This is a genomic window from Brevibacillus thermoruber 423 (assembly GCF_000454065.1).
In the GTDB taxonomy this organism is placed as follows: Bacteria; Bacillota; Bacilli; order Brevibacillales; family Brevibacillaceae; genus Brevibacillus; species Brevibacillus thermoruber.
On sequence record NZ_KE695652.1, the window covers coordinates 123,856 to 146,478 of the forward strand.

Sequence of the window (22,623 nt, forward strand, 5' to 3'; positions counted from 1 at the left end):
GGCCCCTCGTAAGGAAAACCGTAGGTGAAGCCATCTACGGTTTTTTCATGGCCGGCTGACTTAAATATAACGGGGGAACGAATCACCATTTGTGTGGATCGCAGGAACATGGCTGGATGATGTGTTCGCTAACGTTACCTTGTATTGTGTGAAACAAGACGGTGCTGTCGTCATCCTCATGGTATGTAACAATATCACGATCCCGCTCTTTTTCATATGCCTCTGCTGCTTGTCTGCAGAATCAGTGACGGTTGGCCGGACAGCAACGCGAGTCTTATGTGCCGGACAGTCCGCTTCTGAAAAACGCTCTGCCTGAACAACACCTGATGGCCGGACTGAAAGGCGGGCGGAGGGATATCACGCCGTACCGCATCAGGATGAACAACGACCGGCACCACCTGAAAAGAGCAGGCGATTGGCGCAGTATGTCTCAAGAACAGATTGGTCAAGCTTGCTGGTACCCGCAACGGCAAATGTACACCTGAGGAACCCTGGAACAGCGAAATAGCCGGCCAAACTCTGGGCGAGTCGAAATCGGCTGTGTGCCGTTTGCCTGTTTTGGTTGGGGACTAGTCTACCGCTTCCAGTTCTTCACAGGGGAAGAGCTCTCTTTGTTCCATGAGAGCAATCATCTCGTCAGACATCCAGCAAAGACACACCGTGAAATCCTCTACGCGCATGATGACGCTGTCTTTTCCATCGTGAAACTGAAAACTCCACAATTGAGGCATATCCCCTTCAAAAGCGTTCTGCTGGAATTTGTAAAGAACCTCATCGCTTTACGGTGAGATTTTCTGTTGAGTAAGGAGGCAGTTCTCCCCAGACGTGTAAACCACCTGCCGCACAACATGGCTGCCCGCCAACCATATGCGGACTGCGTGACATGGTTGGATGAAAGTCGACAAGGGGATCAAACCAGCAAAAGACCCGGCTACGTACCAAGTCTTTTGCTGCAGATCAGTATTTGTCCACAACGGCTCCCAAGACAGCAGCTTTTACATACGGCTGTCCCTGCAAGGCTTTCAGGCTGTCGGGGCTTCCCGTGACCACGACCCCCAGTATTTTGACGTCGCGTTCGGTTGGCTTTTCTTTGCCGCCTTTGAGGTAATCGTAGATTTTTTTGTACTCGGCGTAATATTTTTTTCCGTAGGTCAAGCCGTTTTCAAGCGAGCGCAAGAAATCTTTTTCAGTCCCCTGTCCCTCTTCGCTATCGCTCATGTTCGCATCAAAGCCGTAAACGTCACGCGCCGAATCGGGAGCAGGAGGAGTAACCCGTTCCACCTGCTTGATGGAACCGTCGGGCATTTTCTGCTCCTCGACGACTGTTTTGGGGGTGTATGCTTCCTTGTCGTAATACGTGTCGACCCAGTACCAGACGGGATGCACCCCTTCCGGCAGCATGGCGTTGATTTGGGCAGCGGTGTAACTCTTGTCGAAGGAAATCGCCATTTCCACGTATCTTCCACTTCCGATTTCATTCAGAGACGCCAGATCGTTCAGGTAGTGTCCGTAGTCGATGCCGGGCAGGTAAAACAGCATCTCCCGTTGGCCCGTTTGCGGATTGAACGGTCGTTGATAATGGAAATCCTTCATGGCCGGATCGGGAAGCTGGATCGACGAATAATTTCCCGGTAGCCTGGAAACGCTGCCCAGGGCGTTGAACTCGAACGTTTCCTGGTTCCACGCCACGGGAATCCCTTCGACCAGCTTGTATGTCTGGTACTCAAGCGTGCCACTGAAGAGACCGAAGTTGATCCGATAGCCGGCTTCGTGTACATTGGGACCGCTGATCTGTTTGAATAACGCAATGTCGCGCAAGGCATCATCGGCGCTTTTGCCGAGCAACTGCCTGCTTCCCAAAAAACCGCCGGCCAGCACCAGCAGCGAAACTACCAGCGAGATCCCGATATTTCGAAAAAGCGTTGCGCGTCTCGCTTTTTTCACAAGCGACGTCACCGTTCCGTCCTGGATGAATGCTTTGTCGTTCACGATTCGTCCCTCCTGTATTTTTTCTGAAATTGTTTTCTCGCCCGAAACAGATAGGTCTTCACCAACTCCATTTTGACGCCGAGCAGCCCCGCGATTTCCTGGTAGGAGAGATCCAGCTCGTATTTCATGATCAGGAGCTGCTTGTGAAACGGCGGCAATTCGTTCAGGACTCGTTCGATTTCTTCCTGGTTCTCTTTTTGCAGAACCAATGCTTCGGGGGTTTCGGCATCTTCGACGATCACGGAGTCGATGGGAATCTGGATGCGCTTTCTCTTCCGGCACAGATCGTAATATCGATTCAACGCGACTTTGAACAGCCATGCGAAGAACTTCTCCGGATCAATCGAATCAATGTACAGCAGCCCTTTATAGACGGCATCCTGCACAATGTCTTCCGCGTCGTTCCGGTCGGCTCCGAGACGGATCAGATAGCGCTTGATTTGCTCCATCTTTTCTTCCAATAGTGGCTGCATCTCATTGTCCATTTTCAACCTCCTTTCACTTACAACGACGATTGAACAGAACATATGTATACAGGCAAACAAAAAATTCGGATGCGGTCCCGTGCCGGCGGGCGCACTCTTCGCTGCGAGAATGACTGCACGATGACAAGTGGCGAAAATCAAAAAGCAGTCGAAACGGAACCGTACCGTTTCAGACTGCTTTCGCGGAAGTTTCCTGTTAGTTATCCTTCACGCGTTTGATCTGCTTCATGGGAGAGAGCGGCTGGTTCCCGGCATCCTTTCATACGACGTCTTGTTTACATCGCGCTGTTTGTCAAGCGGTTCATCCAGAAAGCGAAAGAAAGGGGACACCATTCCGATTAGGGCCATCGTCGAAATCAAAACGCCAATCAGCAGATAGAGGGGCCGTACTCCCCACCATTCACTTAGAGAACTACCTGCAAGAACTCCCAAGGGCATTGCACTGCGAATGATAAATAACCGAACGGAAAACACGCTCCCCATGACCTCATTCGGTACCGTTTGCTGATACAGGCTTGTACTGTACACATGAAAAAAGGGCATGGCCATGCCGGCGATCGTTTCGGTAAGGATGGCCCATTCGATATGGGGATTGATCCCGAGTGCCATGAATGTCAGCCCGCCGATCAACAAAGAACCGATCATGACCATCCTTCGGTTCCCCGTCTGAATCTGTATTCTTCCGACAAGCATGGAACCCAGTACGTATCCAAGGGGAAAACTCGCCATAACGTAACCATATTCCGCGTAACTGCCATGCAGTTCTTCCGTCACTAAGAGGCGATCAGGAATGCCAAAGCGATCTTGATCTCCGGTACGGCGCTGGCGAAAAGCCCGTCGCGTGAAGCGGTGTTTCTCGCCCTGGACTACGCGAGAAGGCACGGCGTCGTGACGTTTTTTGATCTCGACTACCGTCCGTACACGTGGACCTCTCCGGAAGAAACGGCGATCTACTACAAGCTGGCCGCCGAAAAGTGCGACGTCATTTTCGGCACCCGGGAAGAATTCGACAGGATGGAGCGCTTCGATCGCAACAACCGTCACGATGACGCCGTCACGGCGAGAAGGTGGTTTGACTGCCGGGCCAAGATCGTCTTGATCAAACACGGAAAAGACGGCTCCATCGCGTACACCAACGACGGCCAGTGTTTTGCAGGGACGATTTTTCCGGCGAAGGTGGTCAAGACGTTTGGGGCGGGAGACGCCTATGCAGCCGCTGTGATCTACGGGCTGATGCAGGGATGGGACATTCCAAAAGCAATGGAATACGGCGCTGCCGCCGCCGCGATTGTCATTTCCTCCCACAGCTGCTCGGAGGCGATGCCGACGGTGGAGCAGATCGAACGCTATATCCGGAAGTGCCGGAGCGGGGAAGGAGAATGAGGCATGCTTTTGGTTTCCATGAAACAGATGCTGCAGCATGCGCTGGACGAACACTATGCCGTTGGTCATTTCAACCTGAACAACCTGGAATTCACGCAAGCGATCCTGCAGGCTGCGGAAGAGGAGCGATCCCCTGTCATTCTGGCCGTGAGTCCCGGATGTCCAGACAGCCATCTCCTTGGGGACGGCCAAAATCAACGTGAACACCGAGAATCAGATGGCTTGTACTGAAGCGATTCGCCGTGCCCTGGAAGACGATCCGAAGCTGTACGATCCGCGAATCTATCTGGGGCGGGCAAGAGAGGCAGTCAGGGAGACGGTGAAGCGGAACATGCGCGCATTCGGGTCTTCGGGAAAAGCGGATGTCACAAGTGGTAAAGCGGATGGCGCAGGATTCACGAGCAAGAGACCGATACATGTTTCGGGCGGTTTCGTTTTTGTTTTGGGTTTCGCATTTTCTCTATGTTCCCATTCTATCTCCCTGCCTGGAATCGTTGGGGGGCACGTATGCGTGGATCGGTCTGGTGTTGAGCAGCTACGGGCTCGCGCAATGTGCATGCCGGGTGCCCTTTGGCATCTTCTCGGATCTTGTGAAGGTAAGGATGCCGTTTATTCGCGTGGGACTGGCAATCGGTACGTGCAGTTGTCTGCTATTTGCACTAACGGACAGTCTGGGATGGGTACTGGTATCCCGCTCTCTGGCCGGAGTGGCCGCGGCAACGTGGGTTGCGTTCACCGTCCTGTATTCCCGCCATTATCCAGACCGGGACGTTCACCGCGCCATGAGCAGCATTTCGTTTGTGGTGGTCCTGGCGCAGCTCACCGGTATGAGCGCAGGCGGTTATCTTGTGAATCAATGGGGATGGCATGCCCCGTTCTGGCTGGGCACGATGACTGCTTATTCCGCCGCTGTTGGCGATGGCGATCGAACCCATTCCCCATGAAAAACGAGCCACGGCGATGGGGATGTATCAGGCGCTGTACGCGATCGGCATGTTCGCCGGACCGTTTTGTGCCGGCGTGCTGAATTCGGCAATGGGGATGGCAGCGGGATTTTAATTTGCCGGTGCATGGGGACTGGTCGCCGCCGTTCTCGTTGGTTATTGGAAGAAAACAGAGCAGTGGGCAAGACCCTGTCTCGCAGATGTTGAGAAAAACACCTAGTTGGCAAGCTGACGCCGGCACTCGACTGGCGTCGGCTTGTTTCGTTTTACTGCCGTTTATAGTACCCCAATTTTTCCGAGATTTCCTGCCCGGCCTCTTTCACCTTCTTGATCAGAAAAGGAACTTTGGACCGGGTCATCCGCTGTTTCGGCCCCACGAGAGTGATGGCGGCGACGACCTGTCCCGTGTAATCGCGGATGGGAGCGGCGATGGAGTGGACGCCTTCCAACAGCTCCTCGTAGCTGGTCGCACAGCCGTCTTTTTTGACTTTTTGCAGGTGCTGCAGGAGCAGGGCCGGATCGGTGATGGTGTTGGCCGTGTGTTTGACCAGACCGTTTTCGATGACCTTTTGAATAAAGGGCAGTTCCTTATGGGCCAGCAGCACTTTGCCGGAACTGGTGCAGTACAGCGGATTTCGCCTTCCGACGTGGGTTAAAAAGCGGACGTGGTGATTGCATTCGATTTTCATGATGTAGATCACGTCGCTGCCTTCCAAGATCCCGATATGCGCCGTTTCCCCCACCGTGTCCACCAGTTTGCGAACAACGGGCAGGGATTCGTGATAAACGTCGAGCGTAGACGTGACCACTCCGCTCAGCGCCAACACGGAAAAACCCAGGCGATATTTTTGCGTTTCGGCGTCTTTCACGAGGAATCCTTCGTGGGAAAGGGTTGATACGAGCCGGTGTACCGTGCTTTTTCCCAGCTTGAGAGAAGCGGCCAATTCGGTGATCCCCTGACTGGGTTTGTCAAGGGAATACGAGCGAAGGATGCGAAGGGCATTCGTCAGTGAAGACAGCATTCGTTTTTCGTGGTTCCCTGCCATCGAGAGACCTCCCTCCTGATTTTGCCTCCATTATATCAATATATTTCGAATATTTTGACTTAAAGTGAAAACGCTAGAAAAAAATGTGGGAAAAAATTTGTCGGCGTTCACCATATCAGAACGCGGACGTTTTGTTAGCGGTTTCAGCGAGCTATAGTAGGAATACAATCTCATCCCACACTATTACCGAAAGCAAGGAGTGAGCATGATGCCGCTATCTTTGGGGATGTTGGCCGCTCATGTGCCGCGCATTTGCCATGAGGAGAAGGCTCCCGATTTTCAAAAGGCATTGGTCGAGGGGATGCGCCAGGCAGCCGCTGCGATCCGGGAGGTTCAGGCAGACGTGATTGTGCTGATGTCGTGTCATTTTCCGGCAACCTTCCATCATTACGTGAATGTGGCTCCGCGCCATAAAGGGGTATTGACCGCGGTGGAATGCCCCGATCTGATCGCCAATGTTCCCTACGATTATCCGGGGGACCCGGAGCTGGCAGGTCAGCTTGTCGAAGCGGGCAAAAGCGCCGGGATACCCGTGATCGGATTTCACGACCCGACGTATACCTGGGATTACGGTACCGTTGTCCCGCTGCGGTATCTGGTTCCCCAGGGAGATGTACCCGTTGTCGATCTCTCGGTATGCCTGGCATCCAGTCTGGACGAAAGCCATCTGTGGGGGCAGCAAATCGGGAAGGTCCTGCGGTCGAGCAGCAAACGCGCCGTCTTTGTAAGCAGCGGGGCCTTGTCTCACAATCTGGTCAGAGGGCCGGACAAAATGCCGACCTTGTCGGAACAGGCGATGGACAATCAGTTTATCCAGTATCTCCTCACGGGGGAATACGATCGGGCCCGCGAGATGCTCACCCAATACGCCCGGCTTGCCGGCGTGGAATCGGGCGGGCGCCATTTGGCCGCGCTGCTGGGTGTCCTGGACAGTCGGTACCAGGCTAGATTCCTGGGGTATGCGCAGTCATCGGGAAGCGGGAACGCGGTGATTACCTTTGCATCCTGAATTGTCGGAATCAAAACAATATAAAAACAATTTGGAGGGAAATGGATGTCAACCACTGGTCTGCAGCCAAAAACGAAAGCGATCGACTGTCTGCATTTTATCAACGGTCAATTTGTTCCTTCCGTGAACGGTAGGGTATTTCCAAATATCAACCCGGCAACGGAAGAGGTGCTGGGCACGGTGGCAGAAGGCGGTCCCGAGGAGATCGATCTCGCCGTGCAGGCGGCCCGGAAAGCCTTGCGCGGCCCCTGGCGCAGCATGACGGCCAATGAACGGGTGGCAGTCCTGCGGCGCATCGGGGATCTCATCCTGGAGAGACAAGAGGAGCTGGCCATTCTGGAATCCCTGGATACGGGAAAACCCTTGTGGCTCTCGAAAAGCGTGGACATCCCGCGTGCCGCCTACAACTTCCACTTTTTCGCCGATTATGTGCGCACGATCGGCACGGAGGCCTCCCAATCGGATGACGTGGCGATCAATTACGCCATTCGCCGTCCCTTGGGCGTGGTGGGACTCATCAATCCGTGGAACCTGCCGCTGCTTTTGTTGACGTGGAAATTGGCTCCCGCCCTGGCTGCGGGTAATACGGTGGTGATGAAGCCGGCAGAGCTGACGCCCATGACGGCCACGGTGCTGGCTGAAATCTGCCGCGATGCGGGAATCCCTGACGGTGTCGTGAACGTCGTACATGGATTCGGGCCTGATTCCGCCGGTTCCGCGCTGGTGGAACATCCGGATGTAAACGGCATCACCTTTACCGGTGAAACGACAACCGGAAAAATCATCATGCAGGCCGCCGCAAAAACGCTGAAACGCCTTTCCTATGAGTTGGGCGGAAAAAATCCGAATATCATTTTCGCCGATTCCGATATGGATGAAGTGATCGACACCACGTTGAAATCAAGTTTTGTCAACCAGGGGGAAGTATGCCTGTGCGGCTCGAGAATCTATGTGGAACGCGCCGCCTATCAGGAATTTCTCGATAAATTCGTCGCCAAAACGAAGGAACTGCTGGTGGGTGACCCGTTCCATGAAAAGACGAAGGTGGGGGCGTTGATCAGCGAGGAGCACTATCAGCGCGTTACCCAGTACATCGAGCTGGCCCGGCAGGAAGGAGGCACCATCTTGCTGGGCGGACGCCGTCCGGAAGGATTGGAAAAAGGCTACTACCTGGAACCGACCATCATTACGGGAGTGGATCGGAGCTGCCGGGTGGTGCGGGAGGAAATATTCGGTCCGGTCGTGACCGTTACGCCGTTTGATACCGAGGAAGAAGTCATTGAACAGGCAAACGATACCCACTACGGACTGAGCGCGACGATCTGGACCAACGATTTGCGGCGCGCGCATCGCGTCGCGGGACAGATCGAAGCGGGAATCATCTGGGTGAATACGTGGTTTTTCCGCGATCTGCGCACCCCGTTTGGCGGGATGAAGCAGAGCGGCATCGGGCGGGAAGGCGGCGTTCACAGCTTTGAATTCTACTCGGAGCTGACCAACATTTGCATCAAGCTGTAAAAAGGAGGACACCGGCGATGAGCGCTTCGCAAAAAGCCGTCGAGTTGGCCGACCATCTGGCCAGGGCCGCATCCGAGGGGCGTGGGGTACAGCCAATCACCGCGCTCGACCCCGCGATCACCGAGAAGGAAGCGTATGACGTGCAGTTGGTTACGATTCAACGAAAGATTCAGGAAGGCAGGCGGGTGGTGGGCAAGAAAATCGGGCTCACCTCCCTGGCCATGCAAAAACTGCTGGGGGTGGACCAGCCCGATTACGGACACCTGCTGGATGACATGGTCGTGGAAAATGGCGGAGAAATCCCGTGGCACCGTGTCCTGCAGCCGCGGGTGGAAGGCGAAATCGCCTTTGTGCTGAAACGCGATCTGATCGGGCCGCAGGTGACCGAGCTTGACGTGCTGCTGGCAACGGATTACGTGCTTCCGGCTCTGGAGATTGTCGACAGCCGGGTGGCGGATTGGAAGATTGCCCTGCCGGATACGGTTGCCGACAATGCTTCCTCCGGTCTCTATGTGTTGGGGGGAAAACCGGTTCCGGTGGATCGGGTTGATTTGGCTCAGATCGGAATGGTTCTCTACAAAAACGGGGAAATCGCCAACACCGGCGTCGGCGCCGCCGCCTTGGGCAGCCCGGCAGCCTGCGTGGCCTGGCTGGCGAACAAATTATTCGAATTCGGCATTCCGCTGAAGGCAGGAGAAGTGATTCTCTCCGGCGCTTTGTCAGCAGCCGTAAATGCCGCGCCGGGCGATCATTTTCGGGCCAGGTTTGCCCACCTGGGAGAAGTCAGCGTGAGGTTTGCCTCTCTGAAATAGAACAAGGGGAAGGACGGGATTGAATTGGTGAAGGTGAAGGTAGCCATTCTCGGCTCGGGAAACATTGGCACCGATTTGATGATGAAACTGCGCCGGTCATCTGTGTTGGAGCTGACCGCCGTGATCGGGATTGACCCGGAATCGGATGGGCTGCAGCGGGCACGCGAGCTGGGGTACGCGGCGATTGCTTCCGGACTTGGCGGATTTTTGGAGCAGCCTGAACTGGCGGACATCTTGTTTGACGCCACTTCGGCGAAGGCTCACATCCGGCATGCCAAAGCGTTGAAACAGGCGGGGAAAACGGCTGTTGACCTGACGCCGGCTGCGGTTGGCCCGTTTGTCGTCCCGACGGTCAACATGGATGCCCACCTGGACGACCCCAACGTCAACCTCATCACCTGCGGCGGGCAGGCCACGATTCCCATCGTTCATGCCGTAAACCGGGTGGCTCCCGTGGACTATGCGGAGATCGTGGCGACGATTGCCAGCAGGAGCGCGGGACCCGGAACACGCGCCAACATCGACGAATTCACGCAAACCACCGCCCGCGGCCTGGAGTTGATCGGGGGAGCGAAACGGGGAAAGGCGATTATCATCCTGAACCCGGCTGAGCCGCCGATCCTGATGAGGGATACGGTGTATGCGCTGGTTGATCCGGAGCGGATGGACCGGCATGCGATCACCCGGTCCATTTATCAAACGGTGGAGTCGATCCAGTCGTATGTGCCCGGGTACCGTCTGCGCAGCGAGCCGCTTTTTGACGGAAACAAGGTGACGGTCTTTCTGGAGGTGGAGGGGGCGGGAGACTACCTGCCCACCTATGCAGGCAACCTGGACATCATGACGGCGGCAGCGGTAAAAGTCGCCGAAGAAATCGCTAAACACAAACTGTCCAACACGGTCGTGTAGCGTGCGGGAAAAGGGGGAGGAATTGCGGATGAGCATGGAGCGCGATTTGTTCATCACGGAAGTGGCCCTGCGCGATGGCAGCCACGCCATTGCCCATCAGTTTACGGTCGAGCAGGTGACGCGTGTAGCCCGGGCATTGGGAGAAGCCCATGTTCCTTATATCGAAGTGTCGCACGGCGACGGGTTGGGCGGCTCGTCCCTGCAGTACGGGTTGTCCCGCACAAACGAAATGGAGCTGATCGAAGCGGCCGTCTCTGTCTCTGGGGAATCGAAAGTGGCCGTGCTGGTGCTGCCGGGGATCGGGACGGTACGGGAACTGAAGGAAGCGGCGAAGCTGGGGGTGAAAATGGCGCGGATTGCGACGCACGTGACCGAAGCCGACGTGTCTGCCCAGCACATTCAGACGGCCAGGGAATTGGGCTTGGAAACCGTCGGATTCTTGATGATGGCGCACATGGCACCGGTGGAGAAGCTGGTCGAACAGGCCGCCCTGATGGAAAGCTGCGGAGCGGAAACGGTGTACATCGTGGATTCGGCCGGCGCTCTCCTTCCCCATCAGGTTCGCGAACGGGTTCGCGCGCTTAGGCAGCGCCTGCGCGTCCATGTCGGCTTCCACGGCCATAACAATTTGTCACTGGCGATGGCCAATACCCTGGCGGCCATTGAAGAAGGAGCCACCCGCATCGATGGCAGCATGCGCTGCCTGGGGGCAGGCGCAGGAAACACGCAGACGGAAGTGCTGGTTGCCGTCTTGGAGAAACTGGGCATCAAAACCGGCATTGACGTCTACAAGCTGATGGATGCGGCGGAAGAGATCGTGGCGCCCATCCTGGCAGCGCCGCAGGAGATCACCAGGGACAGTCTCGTGTTGGGCTACGCCGGCGTCTATTCCAGTTTTCTGCTGCATGCCCGGCGAGCGGCCCAAACGTTTTCGCTCGACTCCCGCGATATCTTGATGGAAGTGGGACGGCGCAAAGTGGTAGGCGGTCAGGAAGACATGATCGTGGACATCGCCGCCGAATTGGCAAGGCAAAAAACGGGCGCTGCCGTCAACCAGGAGGAACGGTATGGATAGAGCGACTGCTGTTTCGCTTGCAGAATGGCTGATTCGCGCCGAGGTGGAAAAACGGGAAGTGACCCGTATTACGGAACGATACCCGGAGCTTACGGTGGAAGATGCCTATCAGATTCAAGAAGTTCTGGTGGGAAAAAAGCTGGAACAGGGATACCGGATTGTCGGCCCCAAAATGGGCTTGACCAGCCGGGCGAAGATGAAGCAGATGAATGTGGACGAGCCGATCTATGGCTTCATTTTTGACTACATGGTCGTATCCGGCGGCGAGATCTCCTTCTGCGACCTGATTCATCCCAAGGTCGAAGCGGAAATCGCGTTTGTTCTCGGCCGGGATGTTGAGGGGCCGGGTGTTACGGGCGCGCAGGTGCTGGCAGCGACAGCGCATGTGATGCCCGCGCTGGAAATCATCGACAGCCGGTATGAACGCTTTCACTTTACCCTTCCCGATGTGATCGCAGACAACGCTTCCTCTTCCCGCGTGGTGTTTGGAACGACGCTGAAGCGGCCCGACGAACTGGAGCTGGATCTGGTGGGGGTCACGCTGTCGATCAACGGTGAGCTGAAGGAGATGGGAGCGGGAGCGGCTGTGTTGGGGCATCCCGCCAACTCGGTGGCGATGCTGGCCAATATGCTGGCACGCAAGGGATTGAAGCTGAAGGCCGGACAAACGATTTTAACAGGGGGCATTACCGGTGCGGTGATGCTGCAGCCCGGAGACGTCGTCAGCGCAAGACTGGATGGGCTGGGTTCGGTCGGCTTTCTCGTCCGGGCGTAATTCGTTTGCAGGGAGGGAGACGCAGATGCCCATTATCACCATTCAAATCCTGGAGGGAAGACCGAAGGAAAAGATCAGGTCCTTGATTGCCCATGTAACGGAAACGGTGGCGGCCGAACTGGGTTCCCCCAAGGACCGCATTCGCGTCATCGTCGCGGAAATCCCCAAAAGCCATTGGGGCGTAGGCGGAACGCCGATTTCAGAGGCGGAAAACAGATAGGTGCCATCCTATCACGGTTGGGAGGCAAAACATGTACGACGTCCATACGCACGTCATTCCACCCGATGTGATCCAGTGGCTGAAAAGTCACGCGCATGACGTGAATGCCGCGTGGATCAAGCGTGATCCGGCAAAGGCGGATTTCCTCCGCGTAAACGGAACCTGGGAGTTTGAGCTGAAGGAAGCGTTCATCAACCCCGCGCTGTATCTCGAGGAGCAGGAACAGGCGGGGGTGACGCACTCCCTCGTTTCTCCGATTCCCCAGTTGTTTCTCTATGACTGTCCGGCAGCAGTCACAGCGGAGCTGGCGTCGGTTTACAACCGCTCTCTTGCCGCCTGGGCAGGGGCGCACCAACAGCGTTTGTCCGCTCTGGCCACCGTGACGCTGCAGGAGCCCGCCCGTGCGGCAAACGAATTGCGCGATGCGATGGGACTGGGATTGAAAGGGGCGATCATCGCCACCTCATGGTCCGGAAACCTGCTGTCGCATGAGAAGTTTGCACCGTTTTGGGAGGAAGCCGATCATCAAAAGGCGATCCTCTTCCTGCACCCGCTGCTGAGCGTAGACGCGAGGCTGGGGCAGCGGATGATGGCAAATCTGATCGGAGTTCCGTGGGAGACAACCGTATGCGCCGTCGATCTCATGCTGAGCGGTCTCATGGACAAATACCCCAACGTGAAGATCCTGTTGGCGCACGGGGGCGGGTATCTTCCCTATCAGATCGGACGACTCGAGACAGGATATGCCAAATGGAAAGCGGTGAACGCCCATCTGCAGGCCTCTCCGCGCGACTATCTCAAACGGTTCTGGTATGACACGGTGTTGTGGAATCCCGCGGGAATCCGCTGCCTGATCGATCTGGTCGGAGGCGACCGGGTCGTTCCCGGTTCCGACTATCCGTTCGATCTGTGTGCGTGGCCGCCCGATTCCTCAGGCGCCACCGGGTTTCAAACACTGATGGCGGAGTGACAAGTGGAAATGGGGAGCAGTATGGAAAGGAGGCGTGGATCATGCTGAAACATTCTGTTGACAACCGCATCTTTCAGGGGCTTCGGGAAAAGATGGAGCAGGGATTGCTGCCTCAATGGATCTTTACCGATCCGCACATCTATGAACTGGAATTGGAGAGGATATTCGCCCGCACGTGGCAGTTTTTGGCGCATGAATCGGAATTGCCCGAACCCGGAAGCTATGTGACCCGATGGATGGTGGATGACCCTGTATTGCTGGTCAGAACAAACAGCGGGGAGATAAAGGCGTTCCTGAATTCCTGCCCGCATCGGGGGACGCAGTTGTGTACCGCCGATTTCGGAAAAAAGAAAGCGTTTACGTGTCCGTATCACGGCTGGACGTTCAACCTGGACGGCGACCTGATCGGTGTGGTGGCCGGCGACAAGGTGTACGGCGAGGAAATGAAAAAGGACGAGTGGGGGCTTCGGCCCATTCCGCGAGTGGAGAGGTATCAGGGCATGATTTTTGGAAACCTGGACCCCGCCGCCATGCCGCTGGACGATTATCTGGGCGATATGAAATGGTACATGGACATCATCCTGGGACGAAGCGATGGCGGCATGGAAGTGAGAGGACTTCCGCAGCGCTGGGTGGTGCACGCCAACTGGAAGGTAGGCCTGGAAAACTTCGCCGGTGACCCCTATCACGTGCAAACGACGCACAGATCGACGGTGGAGCTGGGGATCAGTCCGCAAGACCCGCTGTATGCCGGGTACGGACATCAGGTTGTGCTGCAAAACGGGCACGGGATTAACGTGATTACCGCTACCGCTCCCGGCAAACCGCAGCGGCCTCCTTATCAGGGCTTGCCGCAGGAGATGTGGCCGATGTTTGAACGAAATCTAAACGCGGATCAATTGAAGGTATTCGCGAAAACGACCGTGTTCGTCGGCTCCATCTATCCCAATCTGTCGTTTAACAGTCCCGTGCACGGAAGCGAAGGACATCTGCACAATTACCTGAACGTTCGGCTGTGGCGTCCGCTGGGACCGGAAAAAATCGAAATCTGGTCCTGGTTTTTGATCGACAAAGCCGCTTCCGAAGCGTACAAGGAGGCCGCGTACAAAGGGTATGTGGGATCGTTTGGCCCGTCCGGCACACTGGAGCAGGATGACACGGAAATATGGGCCAGGATCGTCCACGCAAGCAAAGGGCATATGGCCCGCAGCAAGGATTTGAGCTACAACAATCTGCTCAATTATCTGATGGGCCTGGAACGGGTACTGCCTGATGAAACATTCCCCGGCCCGGGCGTTGCCTATCCCACGTGTTATCTGGACGCGATTCATCGAGCGACCCATGAGTACTGGCTGGAACTCATGTCCAAAGAGGAGGAAAGCGCAGGTGAAAACGGCTGTGAATCCTGAACTGCAGTTTCACATCACCAACTTTCTCCATTATGAGGCGTTCTTGTTGGACAGCAGGCGATTTACCGAATGGCTGGATTTGCTGGCGGATGACATCGTGTATCGAATGCCCCTGCGGGCTACCCGTGAACGGAAAGACGGTGCCACGATTGTGGAGGACATGACGTTTTTTGAAGAGAGCAAAACCTCCTTGACTACCCGGGTAAACAGGCTGGGAACCACATCGGCGTGGGCGGAAGACCCTCCTCCGAGGACCCGTCATTTTGTTTCCAACATCCTGGTGGAATCGGGTTTTCCCAACGATGCGCTGACGGTCAGAAGCTGTTTTTTATGCAAACGGAGCAGAGCCGGCGAGATCGAGGCGGAAGAGATCTTCGGTGAGCGGGTGGACGTGCTGCGAAACGTAGATGGTCAATGGAAAATCGCCGCGCGGACGATTTATCCCGACCAAGCCGTATTGGGGGTAAAGAATCTCAGCATGTTTTTGTGAGCACGGGCAGGGAAGCGTATCGAAAGAGTTGACAGCGTTTACAAGGGTATCGCCGCGTCCGACCGAAATCGAGAGAAAAGGGGGCCATTCGATGATGGGAAAAGGGAACACACGAAAGAGCGGTGCATGGATCTCCGCCGTGCTGACGCTGCTGCTGCTTCTGAGCGCGTGCGGCAGCCAAACCGCATCAGGCGGTGAGGGAGAACCTGTCAAAATCGGCGCAATTCTTTCCTTCTCGGGGAATTTTGCGCCGCTGTCGGAAAGCATCAAGGAAGGGATGGAGCTGTATTTCGAACTGCATGGCAATCAAATCGGAAATCGGCCTGTGACGATCAAGTATGAGGATGACGAGGCCAATCCCCAGGTCGCCCTGCGCAAATACCGGCAGCTTGTAGACAGCGAGAAGGTTGATCTGCTGGTCGGTCCGATCTCCTCATCCGTCGTGTACGCGCTGCGCGACGTGATCGAAAAGGACAAAATCGTGCTGATCGACGCGAACGCGGCGGCAAACGACATCTCGTGGGACAAGAAAAGCGATTATATTTACCGCGTCTCGATTTCCAACTGGCAGGACGGCACGCCTGGCGCTGCATACATCGCCCAGCATGTCGGGAAACGGGCATACGTTCTGGCGCCTGACTACCCGGCCGGCCACGAAACGATCCAAGCGTTCAAAGAGGCGTTCACGAAGGCGGGCGGCCAGGTAATCAAGGAAGCGTGGCCCAAGCTGGGGACCAACGATTACGCCACGTACCTGACGGAAATCCTGGAGACGAAACCGGATCTCGTCTTTTCGTTCTTGTCCGGTACGGACGCCATCCGCTTCGTCCAGCAGTACGAGCAGTTTGGACTGAACGGCAGGATTCCGCTGACCGGCACGCAGGAGTTTTTGGACCCGCTGGTGACCGATCCGGCGGGAAAAGCGGCGGAAGGAATCATTGGGGCCACGATGTATACCGCCTCGCTGGACAATCCGACCAACAAAGCGTTTGTCGAGGAATTTACGAAGAAATACAAGGAAACCCCCAACTACTTCAACGTTCAAGGTTATGATGCCGCGCAGGTGATCGCCAAGGCGATCGAAACGGCAGGCAGTACGAAGTCGGAGGAATTGATCAAGGTGTTGAAAACCATCACCTTCAGCAGTCCGCGCGGCGAGCTGGCGATGGATCCGAACACGCACAATTTGGCGCTGGATATGTATGTGGCGAAAAACGTGTGGAAAGACGGGAAGATCGAACAGGAAATCATGGGAATAGCGGCTAAAGGACTGAAAATTCCGGAAACTCCTCCGGCTGCATCGAAGTAAGCGGCATGCGCAAACGGGGGAGCGCATGCCCCCATGTGCCGGAGAGGGGAAAGGAGGGGACGATGGTGACATCATCACTGTTGATGCATATCTTGAACGGGTTGGCCTACGGGATGCTGCTGTTTATGATCGCGGCGGGGTTGTCGATCATATTCGGCCTGATGAATGTTGTGAACCTGGCGCATGGCGCCTTTTACCTGGCGGGGGTGTACATCGCGTATTCGCTGGTTGCGCGTCACATGGGATTTTGGCCGTCCTTGCTTGTGTCCGTAGCGGTCGTCGCCATCCTGGGCGTTCTGGTGGAAAAATGGCTCCTGGAACGGGTGTACGGCAGGGAGCTGGAGCAGGTGCTGCTGACGTTCGGGCTGTCCTTTATCTTTGCCGATCTGGTGGAGTGGATCTGGGGGTCAAGCCCTTTGACACTGCCGGTTCCAGAAGCGCTGGACGTTTCGCTGAATGTCGGCGGGATGATGTTCCCCGCCTACCGGATCTTTGTCATTCTGGTCGGCTGTCTGCTTGCCGTGCTGCTGTGGTATATCGAAAGCAAAACGCGTATCGGCGCGATTATACGGGCCGGCGTTGACGACCGGGAGATGCTTTCCGCGCTGGGCATCAACATCAACGTCGTGTTTACCTGCATGTTTGCCGTGGGGGCGGCGCTGGCCGGATTAAGCGGTGTGTTGGGCGGGCCGATCATGGGGATGTATGTGGGCATTGACGCGGAAATACTGGTCTCCTCCCTCGTCATCGTTGTGGTGGGCGGACTCGGGACGTGGAAAGGGGCCTTCATCGGGGCGATCGTCATCGGTGTGGTCGATACGCTGGGGCGCGTCTGGTTCCCGTCGTTCACGATGGCGATGGTGTTCCTGATCATGATCGCGGTGCTGCTGATGAAGCCGAACGGTCTGTTTGGAAGGGGGGCGGCAGCTTGAAAAAAGAGACGGTTGCGTTACACGTCGCCTTTGTCGCTGCTACGATGCTTCTGCCCCTGATCCTCACCTCGTATGGGTTGAAATTGACAAGCGAAGTGCTGATAATCGCCATGTTTGTGATGAGTCTGGGGCTGATCATCGGCTTTGCGGGGCTTGTGTCCCTCGGTCACGCGGCTTTTTTTGGAATCGGCGCCTATACCGTGGCGTTGATCAGCGAGCATGTGGACAATACCTGGCTGCTGCTCATCGCGGCGGTGGTGACAGCGGGAATCGTCGCGTTTCTGTCCGGTCTCATGTTTATCCGCTCGTCAGGCGCCTATTTCTTAATGATCACGTTGGCGTTCGGCCAAATGCTGTACGCGATCGCCTACAAAATGGAGGGCGTAACCGGGGGAGCGGACGGCAAGGCGGTATCCGAGAGCTTTAACCTGGGCTTCGGGGCCATCGAGAGCCGGTTGGCATTTTATTATGTAGCCGCCGCTGCCTTTTTGGCGTGTTACTATCTGCTTCGCGTGTTTCTGTCGTCCCCGCTGGGGAAGGGCGTGAGAGGGATAAAGGAAAACGAATCGCGGATGACGGCGCTCGGATACAACACGCACCTGTACAAGCTGACCGTCTATTCGCTGTCCGGCATGATGGCCGGATTTGCGGGAGCTCTTTACGCCTACTTCAACCAGTACATTTCGCCCGACCTTCTGCATTGGATGTTCTCCGGTCAGGCCCTGATCATGGTGATCGTCGGCGGCGTCGGTACGTTACTCGGACCGGCCATCGGCGCCGGCTTTTTTGTCATCCTGCAAAACTACATCAGCTCGTACACGGAACGCTGGCCGATCATCATGGGGCTGCTGTTTGTCTGCCTGGTCCTGTACGGGCGAGGCGGGGTGATTCACCTCGCATCGCTTGTGTGGAGCCATCTCCAATCGAAGCGGCGTACCGGCCGGGAAAAGAGTGTGCTGCCGAAGGAGGGAAGCGGCTTTGAGTCTCTTAAAGGTTGAACGGGTGCACAAATCGTATAACGGCTTGCAGGTATTGAAGAATGTTTCGCTGGACGTACAGGCCGGGGAGCGGCATGTGCTGATCGGGCCCAATGGCGCCGGAAAAACGACGCTGTTTCACTGCATGACGGGCACGCTGCCGATCGATGAAGGGGTTGTCACGGTAAACGGCAGGCAAATCAGCGGCCTTCCTCCCTATACGGCCGTACGCGTCGGGATGGCGAGAACGTTTCAGAAAAACAATCTGTTCGACAACTTGACCGTCGAAGAAAACCTGCATCTGGCAATTGCCGCATGCAAGCCGTACCGTTTCCATTTTTTTAAACCCTTCTATAAATATACGGACTTGCTGGAGGAAGCGGAACAACTGCTGAAGCAGTGGGACCTGTGGGAACGGCGGGCCTGCGTCGTGAACCAGCTTTCGTACGGGGAACAGCGGCTCCTGGAACTGCTGCTCGCCCTCGCCTCCAAACCGCGCCTGCTGCTTCTGGACGAACCGACGTCGGGCATGTCGCCGGCGGAAACCGCTCAAACCACCAGGCTGATGCAAAGCATGCCGCGTTCCATTACCCTCTTGGTGATTGAACACGACATGGATGTGGTCTTTTCCATCGCGGACCGGATCACGGTGCTGCACCACGGTGAAGTATTCCTGAGCGGCGCCCCGGAGGAGATCCGCGGAGACGAGCGGGTGAAAGAGATCTACTTCGGGGGAGGTGCGCCGCTGTATGCTGAAGCTTGACCGGGTTCATACCTACTACGGAAACAGCCATATTCTGCAGGGGCTCTCTTTTGAAGTGCCCACAGGAACGTGCGTCGCCCTGCTCGGCAGAAACGGAGCCGGAAAAACGACGACGATTCATTCCATCGCCGGGTTGACGCCTCCCAGGCAGGGGACGATTGCGTACAGGGACAAATCGATTTCCGGCTTGCCGCCTCATCACATCGCCCGCCTCGGCATCGGGTTGGTTCCGCAGGGCAGACGTATCTTCCCGTCGCTCACCATACGGGAAAACCTGACGGTGTCCGCCAGAGACAGCGGCGACACGGAGGCGGGACGGAAGCGCTGGGACTTGGAGGCGGTGTACGACTTGTTTCCAATCCTCAAGGAACGGGAACACAATAGGGGCACCCAACTGTCGGGCGGCCAGCAGCAGATGCTGGCGATCGGCCGGGCGTTAATGACGAATCCCCGGTTTCTCCTCATGGACGAACCGTCGGAAGGCTTGGCGCCGGTCATCATCGAGCAGGTGGGGGAGATCATCGACAGATTGAAGAAAACCGGGCTTTCCATCCTGTTGGTGGAACAAAACCTCTATTTGGCATGCAGCGTGGCTGACGAGGTGCTGGTGATGAACAAAGGGCAAGTGGTGTGGCAGGGCTCGCCGCAAGAGCTGCTCGCCAACCAGGACATCCAGCATCAGTATCTGGGCGTGTAGGGGAGGATGTAACGATGCGCACACAAGTGGGAATCATCGGAGCCGGTCCGGCGGGACTGATGCTCTCGCACCTTCTGCATCTGCGGGGCATTGAGTCAATCATCATCGAGAGCCGGACGCGTGAAGAGATTGAGGGAACGATCCGGGCGGGCGTACTGGAACAAGGGACCGTGGACCTGATGAACGAGACGGGGGTCGGCGGGCGGATGATGCGGGAAGGGCATTTCCACCACGGGATCGAACTGCGCTTCAACGGCAGGGGTCACCGGATCGACGTCCACGAGCTTACCGAGGGAAAACGTGTCACGGTCTATGCCCAGCATGAGGTGATCAAGGATTTGATCGAGGCCCGGCTGAAAGCGGGCGGTGAGATCGTGTTTCACGTGGGGGAGGTAAGCCTGCACGATCTCGATACCTCGTCACCGAAGATCCGTTTTCGCACAAACAAGAATGGAGAATGTCAGGAATTGCGCTGCGATTTTATCGCCGGCTGCGACGGGTTTCATGGGCCCAGCCGCCCTTCAATCCCGGGCCGCGTTCGCAAGGAATACCAAAAACGGTATCCGTTCGGCTGGCTCGGCATCCTGATCGAAGCGCCGCCGTCATCCCCGGAACTGATCTACGCCAATCACGAGCGCGGCTTTGCGCTGGTCAGCACGCGATCCCCGGAAATTCAGCGCATGTACCTTCAGGTCGATCCGCAGGATGATATCGCCAACTGGTCCGATGACAGGATCTGGTTTGAACTTCACGAACGGCTTTCCACCCGGGATGGCTGGACACTGATCGAGGGGCCGATTATCCAGAAGAACATTGTCGCCATGCGCAGTTTTGTCTGCGAGCCGATGCAGTACGGCAGGCTTTTCCTCGCCGGCGACGCTGCTCACATCGTCCCGCCGACCGGCGCCAAGGGGCTGAATCTGGCCGTTGCCGATGTCCAGGTTCTGGCCCGCGCTCTGGATGCCTTCTACAAGTCCGGCAAAACCGAATGGCTGGAGAGGTATTCGGAGACATGTCTGCGCCGGGTCTGGAAGGCTGAGCGCTTCTCCTGGTACATGACATCGATGCTGCATCGCCACCATGACCACACGCCGCTAGAACGCCAACTTCAACTGGCCGAACTGGAATATGTGACGTCCTCGCGCGCCGCCGCGACCAGTCTGGCCGAGAACTATGTGGGATTGCCGATGGAGTGGTAGGAAGCGGGGCGAGTGAGCGCCGCCGTGCTTCTCTTGGTGGCATCGTGGCCAGTAATAGAATATATTGTGATGCAAGAGTAGAAGGGCAGCCAACACCCCCTTTCGATGGGGACGGCTGCCTTTTTCTTTTGCGAATGAAATGGAGTTTCTCCTGGCAGACCATTGAGACAAGTTCACCGTAATAGCATAAAATTAAAAAATATTAACAAAAATAAAGCGGTGTGCTATGGTAGATAAAAGGAAAAAGAAGTAAATAATGGAATTTGCAGGGAGGTAGTTGTTATGGGAGGAAGTGGAAACGTACTACTGTACACTACCATCGGTGAACTCATTCGGAAATACAGAGAGCGGGCGAACCTAACCATCACACAGTTGGCAAACCTGGCAGGCATTCATAAAGCAGTTATCTCCAAGATTGAAAACGGAGATACAAAACGCCCGGAATGGAAGACGATCAAAGCCATAGCCAGTATCCTGGACATTCCTTACGAACAACTCTTGGAATGCTACATGGATGTGGAGCAGCGGCCGGACGTACTGCTTGAGCTGATCTCGGAAGCGATTGAGTTTTCTGACATACCGTTGGCTTCAAAAGTCGCGTTAAAGTTTCTCGAATCGCCGCGCGAGGATACCTATACCTCGTTAGAACGACTGTATACCTTCACAGGAGCTGTAACGAATACCGAAGCCAGGCTTCTCTGTACAACCTCATCGTTACATACGCGAGAGAACGAGGGGTACCTCCATACATTGCAAAAGGGTTGCTGCAACAATATCTGATTGAAAGGCTTGACTTGAAGCGCCTGGAAGAATCATTCAGAATTGGTGAGGAGATTATTCATTATGCAGGTTTTCTGTCACGTGAAGAACAGATTGTCTTTTATTTTAGAATGGCGCTCCATGCCCATAACACCAAACGATACAAGCAATGTATTGAGTTCTGTAAAGCGGGCCTTGCGTTGGAAACGGCTGAAACCGAACTAACGGCTAGAGCATTTCTTGCAATGATAAACTCGTATCTGTTGACAGGCAACTATGATCCCATAGAAAGTCTCTTACCCGACTATGAATCGTTTGGTTATGATTTTGTGGAGGAATCAGCCAAATTTACTCGTGCCATTGTGAAAGCAAAAAAAGGCGAATATGATCAAGCGATTCCCATGTTAAAAAAATGCCTGGAGGAAATAAGCAAACCTGCGCGAATCCATGTTATAAATGAATTGTTAGAAATTTATTTAAAAATGGACGACTTCACGTCAATTACTGAACTTATTGAGGCAGAGGATCAATTTCTACCTTTTCATGTGAACACTCCATATAAACATGCGTCACTAGGGGAGTACTATAAATATAAAGGGACGTATCAATTTAGAGCAGGCAAGTTTGACGAGGGGTTGACAAGCTATCTCAATAGCATCCGCTCTTATGGTAAGATCAGGGCCTATGAAGAAATTACCGCATCCATGAGTGATCTGCTCTCATATTTCACTCTGCATAAGAAAGGGATCGATTTGAAATCGATTCAACGGATAAAAGAGGTATATGATGAAGTTATGATATACAAAAACAATTGTGAGGTGTAATCCAATGAAAAAAACAATATGGATGATGATCATGTCCTTCGTTATGGTTTTCGCTGTAAATATTCCCGATAAAACAATGGATACGTCTGATTCCAAGCAAGTGGTAATGAATGTGTATGACCCCGGGCA

General features: G+C 55.4%; 23 protein-coding genes and 3 pseudogenes. 22 read left to right on the top strand and 4 right to left on the bottom strand.

Annotated features, from left to right (window positions below; all coding sequences use genetic code 11):
• Positions 1 to 957 precede the first annotated feature (957 nt).
• From M516_RS25240 to M516_RS25655, 3 genes are all read right to left on the bottom strand, one after another.
• Positions 958 to 1,989, bottom strand: coding sequence for an anti-sigma factor (locus M516_RS25240; protein WP_035289915.1), 1,032 nt, complete (start codon positions 1,987 to 1,989; stop codon positions 958 to 960).
• Positions 1,986 to 2,474, bottom strand: a complete 489-nt coding sequence (locus tag M516_RS0115055) for an RNA polymerase sigma factor (protein WP_029099855.1) — start codon at positions 2,472 to 2,474, stop codon at positions 1,986 to 1,988. The genes M516_RS25240 and M516_RS0115055 overlap by 4 nt, the downstream gene beginning before the upstream one ends.
• A 225-nt stretch (positions 2,475 to 2,699) precedes the next feature.
• Entirely contained in the window at positions 2,700 to 3,356 is a 657-nt protein-coding gene (locus M516_RS25655; RefSeq protein WP_420796324.1) for an MFS transporter, read from the bottom strand.
• Between M516_RS25655 and M516_RS25660 the strand changes: the two are divergent.
• From M516_RS25660 to M516_RS0115075, 4 genes and pseudogenes are all read left to right on the top strand, one after another.
• A pseudogene (locus M516_RS25660) lies at positions 3,258 to 3,857 on the top strand (PfkB family carbohydrate kinase); the annotation flags it as partial. The gene M516_RS25655 and the pseudogene M516_RS25660 sit on opposite strands and share 99 nt — an antisense overlap.
• A 3-nt stretch (positions 3,858 to 3,860) precedes the next feature.
• Positions 3,861 to 4,016 (top strand): annotated as a pseudogene (locus tag M516_RS26395) (class II fructose-bisphosphate aldolase); the annotation flags it as partial.
• A pseudogene (locus M516_RS26340) lies at positions 4,015 to 4,218 on the top strand (class II fructose-bisphosphate aldolase); the annotation flags it as partial. The pseudogenes M516_RS26395 and M516_RS26340, both read left to right, overlap by 2 nt.
• A gap of 55 nt (positions 4,219 to 4,273) precedes the next feature.
• Positions 4,274 to 4,801 carry an MFS transporter gene (locus M516_RS0115075; protein ID WP_029099857.1) on the top strand — a complete coding sequence of 176 codons (528 nt, stop codon included), beginning with the start codon at positions 4,274 to 4,276 and terminating at the stop codon, positions 4,799 to 4,801.
• 266 nt (positions 4,802 to 5,067) lie between these two features.
• On the opposite strand, the gene M516_RS0115085 is transcribed toward M516_RS0115075, so the two are convergent.
• Positions 5,068 to 5,847, bottom strand: a complete 780-nt coding sequence (locus M516_RS0115085; RefSeq protein WP_029099858.1) for an IclR family transcriptional regulator — start codon at positions 5,845 to 5,847, stop codon at positions 5,068 to 5,070.
• A 208-nt stretch (positions 5,848 to 6,055) separates the two neighbouring features.
• Between M516_RS0115085 and M516_RS0115090 the strand changes: the two genes are divergently transcribed.
• The 18 genes from M516_RS0115090 (at position 6,056) to M516_RS26255 (ending at position 22,494) form a co-directional block, all read left to right on the top strand.
• A complete protein-coding gene (locus tag M516_RS0115090; protein WP_029099859.1) occupies positions 6,056 to 6,856 on the top strand; it encodes a DODA-type extradiol aromatic ring-opening family dioxygenase in 801 nt (266 codons plus the stop codon).
• A gap of 45 nt (positions 6,857 to 6,901) precedes the next feature.
• The gene (locus M516_RS0115095; protein ID WP_029099860.1) at positions 6,902 to 8,374 is read left to right on the top strand and encodes an aldehyde dehydrogenase; all 1,473 of its coding nucleotides are present in this window, start codon (positions 6,902 to 6,904) and stop codon (positions 8,372 to 8,374) included.
• 17 nt (positions 8,375 to 8,391) lie between these two features.
• Positions 8,392 to 9,186, top strand: coding sequence for a 2-keto-4-pentenoate hydratase (locus tag M516_RS0115100; protein WP_035289918.1), 795 nt, complete (start codon positions 8,392 to 8,394; stop codon positions 9,184 to 9,186).
• A 24-nt stretch (positions 9,187 to 9,210) separates the two neighbouring features.
• Positions 9,211 to 10,095, top strand: a complete 885-nt coding sequence (locus M516_RS0115105; RefSeq protein WP_029099862.1) for an acetaldehyde dehydrogenase (acetylating) — start codon at positions 9,211 to 9,213, stop codon at positions 10,093 to 10,095.
• A 34-nt stretch (positions 10,096 to 10,129) separates the two neighbouring features.
• Entirely contained in the window at positions 10,130 to 11,170 is a 1,041-nt protein-coding gene (gene dmpG / locus M516_RS0115110; protein WP_035290018.1) for a 4-hydroxy-2-oxovalerate aldolase, read from the top strand.
• Complete coding sequence (locus M516_RS0115115; protein ID WP_029099864.1) at positions 11,163 to 11,945, top strand: 2-keto-4-pentenoate hydratase; 783 nt, start codon at positions 11,163 to 11,165, stop codon at positions 11,943 to 11,945. The genes dmpG and M516_RS0115115 overlap by 8 nt, the downstream gene beginning before the upstream one ends.
• Complete coding sequence (locus M516_RS0115120) at positions 11,908 to 12,165, top strand: 4-oxalocrotonate tautomerase (protein WP_081656560.1); 258 nt, start codon at positions 11,908 to 11,910, stop codon at positions 12,163 to 12,165. Before M516_RS0115115 ends, M516_RS0115120 begins: the two co-directional genes overlap by 38 nt.
• 31 nt (positions 12,166 to 12,196) lie before the next feature.
• Positions 12,197 to 13,135, top strand: a complete 939-nt coding sequence (locus M516_RS0115125; protein WP_029099866.1) for an amidohydrolase family protein — start codon at positions 12,197 to 12,199, stop codon at positions 13,133 to 13,135.
• A 41-nt stretch (positions 13,136 to 13,176) separates the two neighbouring features.
• A complete protein-coding gene (locus tag M516_RS0115130; RefSeq protein ID WP_029099867.1) occupies positions 13,177 to 14,544 on the top strand; it encodes an aromatic ring-hydroxylating oxygenase subunit alpha in 1,368 nt (455 codons plus the stop codon).
• On the top strand, positions 14,522 to 15,034 hold the full coding sequence (locus M516_RS0115135; RefSeq protein WP_238550985.1) for a 3-phenylpropionate/cinnamic acid dioxygenase subunit beta: 513 nt from the start codon (positions 14,522 to 14,524) through the stop codon (positions 15,032 to 15,034). The genes M516_RS0115130 and M516_RS0115135 overlap by 23 nt, the downstream gene beginning before the upstream one ends.
• Before the next feature lie 91 nt (positions 15,035 to 15,125).
• Positions 15,126 to 16,343 carry an ABC transporter substrate-binding protein gene (locus M516_RS0115140; RefSeq protein WP_051188237.1) on the top strand — a complete coding sequence of 406 codons (1,218 nt, stop codon included), beginning with the start codon at positions 15,126 to 15,128 and terminating at the stop codon, positions 16,341 to 16,343.
• A gap of 62 nt (positions 16,344 to 16,405) precedes the next feature.
• Positions 16,406 to 17,275: a branched-chain amino acid ABC transporter permease gene (locus M516_RS0115145; protein WP_029099870.1), complete on the top strand. Its 870-nt coding sequence runs from the start codon at positions 16,406 to 16,408 to the stop codon at positions 17,273 to 17,275.
• On the top strand, positions 17,272 to 18,273 hold the full coding sequence (locus tag M516_RS0115150; protein WP_029099871.1) for a branched-chain amino acid ABC transporter permease: 1,002 nt from the start codon (positions 17,272 to 17,274) through the stop codon (positions 18,271 to 18,273). The genes M516_RS0115145 and M516_RS0115150 overlap by 4 nt, the downstream gene beginning before the upstream one ends.
• Positions 18,254 to 19,015 (top strand): ABC transporter ATP-binding protein, encoded by a 762-nt coding sequence (locus tag M516_RS0115155; protein WP_029099872.1) that lies wholly within the window; start codon positions 18,254 to 18,256, stop codon positions 19,013 to 19,015. Before M516_RS0115150 ends, M516_RS0115155 begins: the two co-directional genes overlap by 20 nt.
• Entirely contained in the window at positions 19,002 to 19,712 is a 711-nt protein-coding gene (locus M516_RS0115160) for an ABC transporter ATP-binding protein (RefSeq protein WP_029099873.1), read from the top strand. The genes M516_RS0115155 and M516_RS0115160 overlap by 14 nt, the downstream gene beginning before the upstream one ends.
• Before the next feature lie 14 nt (positions 19,713 to 19,726).
• Positions 19,727 to 20,911, top strand: coding sequence for a 4-hydroxybenzoate 3-monooxygenase (gene pobA, locus M516_RS0115165; RefSeq protein WP_029099874.1), 1,185 nt, complete (start codon positions 19,727 to 19,729; stop codon positions 20,909 to 20,911).
• Between the two features lie 282 nt (positions 20,912 to 21,193).
• Complete coding sequence (locus M516_RS26250; protein ID WP_338010433.1) at positions 21,194 to 21,691, top strand: helix-turn-helix domain-containing protein; 498 nt, start codon at positions 21,194 to 21,196, stop codon at positions 21,689 to 21,691.
• 14 nt (positions 21,692 to 21,705) lie between these two features.
• The gene (locus M516_RS26255; RefSeq protein ID WP_338010434.1) at positions 21,706 to 22,494 is read left to right on the top strand and encodes a tetratricopeptide repeat protein; all 789 of its coding nucleotides are present in this window, start codon (positions 21,706 to 21,708) and stop codon (positions 22,492 to 22,494) included.
• The last annotated feature ends 129 nt before the right edge of the window (positions 22,495 to 22,623 follow it).

Excerpts from the sequence above, each read along its gene's own strand:
- M516_RS0115055 (WP_029099855.1), bottom strand. The coding sequence starts at position 2,474 with ATGGACAATGAGATGCAGCCACTATTGGAAGAAAAGATGGAGCAAATC.
- M516_RS0115075 (WP_029099857.1), top strand. The coding sequence starts at position 4,274 with ATGTTTCGGGCGGTTTCGTTTTTGTTTTGGGTTTCGCATTTTCTCTAT.
- M516_RS0115085 (WP_029099858.1), bottom strand. The coding sequence starts at position 5,847 with ATGGCAGGGAACCACGAAAAACGAATGCTGTCTTCACTGACGAATGCC.
- M516_RS0115090 (WP_029099859.1), top strand. The coding sequence starts at position 6,056 with ATGCCGCTATCTTTGGGGATGTTGGCCGCTCATGTGCCGCGCATTTGC.
- M516_RS0115095 (WP_029099860.1), top strand. The coding sequence starts at position 6,902 with ATGTCAACCACTGGTCTGCAGCCAAAAACGAAAGCGATCGACTGTCTG.
- M516_RS0115100 (WP_035289918.1), top strand. The coding sequence starts at position 8,392 with ATGAGCGCTTCGCAAAAAGCCGTCGAGTTGGCCGACCATCTGGCCAGG.
- dmpG (WP_035290018.1), top strand. The coding sequence starts at position 10,130 with ATGGAGCGCGATTTGTTCATCACGGAAGTGGCCCTGCGCGATGGCAGC.
- M516_RS0115115 (WP_029099864.1), top strand. The coding sequence starts at position 11,163 with ATGGATAGAGCGACTGCTGTTTCGCTTGCAGAATGGCTGATTCGCGCC.
- M516_RS0115120 (WP_081656560.1), top strand. The coding sequence starts at position 11,908 with ATGGGCTGGGTTCGGTCGGCTTTCTCGTCCGGGCGTAATTCGTTTGCA.
- M516_RS0115125 (WP_029099866.1), top strand. The coding sequence starts at position 12,197 with ATGTACGACGTCCATACGCACGTCATTCCACCCGATGTGATCCAGTGG.
- M516_RS0115130 (WP_029099867.1), top strand. The coding sequence starts at position 13,177 with ATGCTGAAACATTCTGTTGACAACCGCATCTTTCAGGGGCTTCGGGAA.
- M516_RS0115140 (WP_051188237.1), top strand. The coding sequence starts at position 15,126 with ATGATGGGAAAAGGGAACACACGAAAGAGCGGTGCATGGATCTCCGCC.
- M516_RS0115145 (WP_029099870.1), top strand. The coding sequence starts at position 16,406 with ATGGTGACATCATCACTGTTGATGCATATCTTGAACGGGTTGGCCTAC.
- M516_RS0115160 (WP_029099873.1), top strand. The coding sequence starts at position 19,002 with ATGCTGAAGCTTGACCGGGTTCATACCTACTACGGAAACAGCCATATT.
- pobA (WP_029099874.1), top strand. The coding sequence starts at position 19,727 with ATGCGCACACAAGTGGGAATCATCGGAGCCGGTCCGGCGGGACTGATG.
- M516_RS26250 (WP_338010433.1), top strand. The coding sequence starts at position 21,194 with ATGGGAGGAAGTGGAAACGTACTACTGTACACTACCATCGGTGAACTC.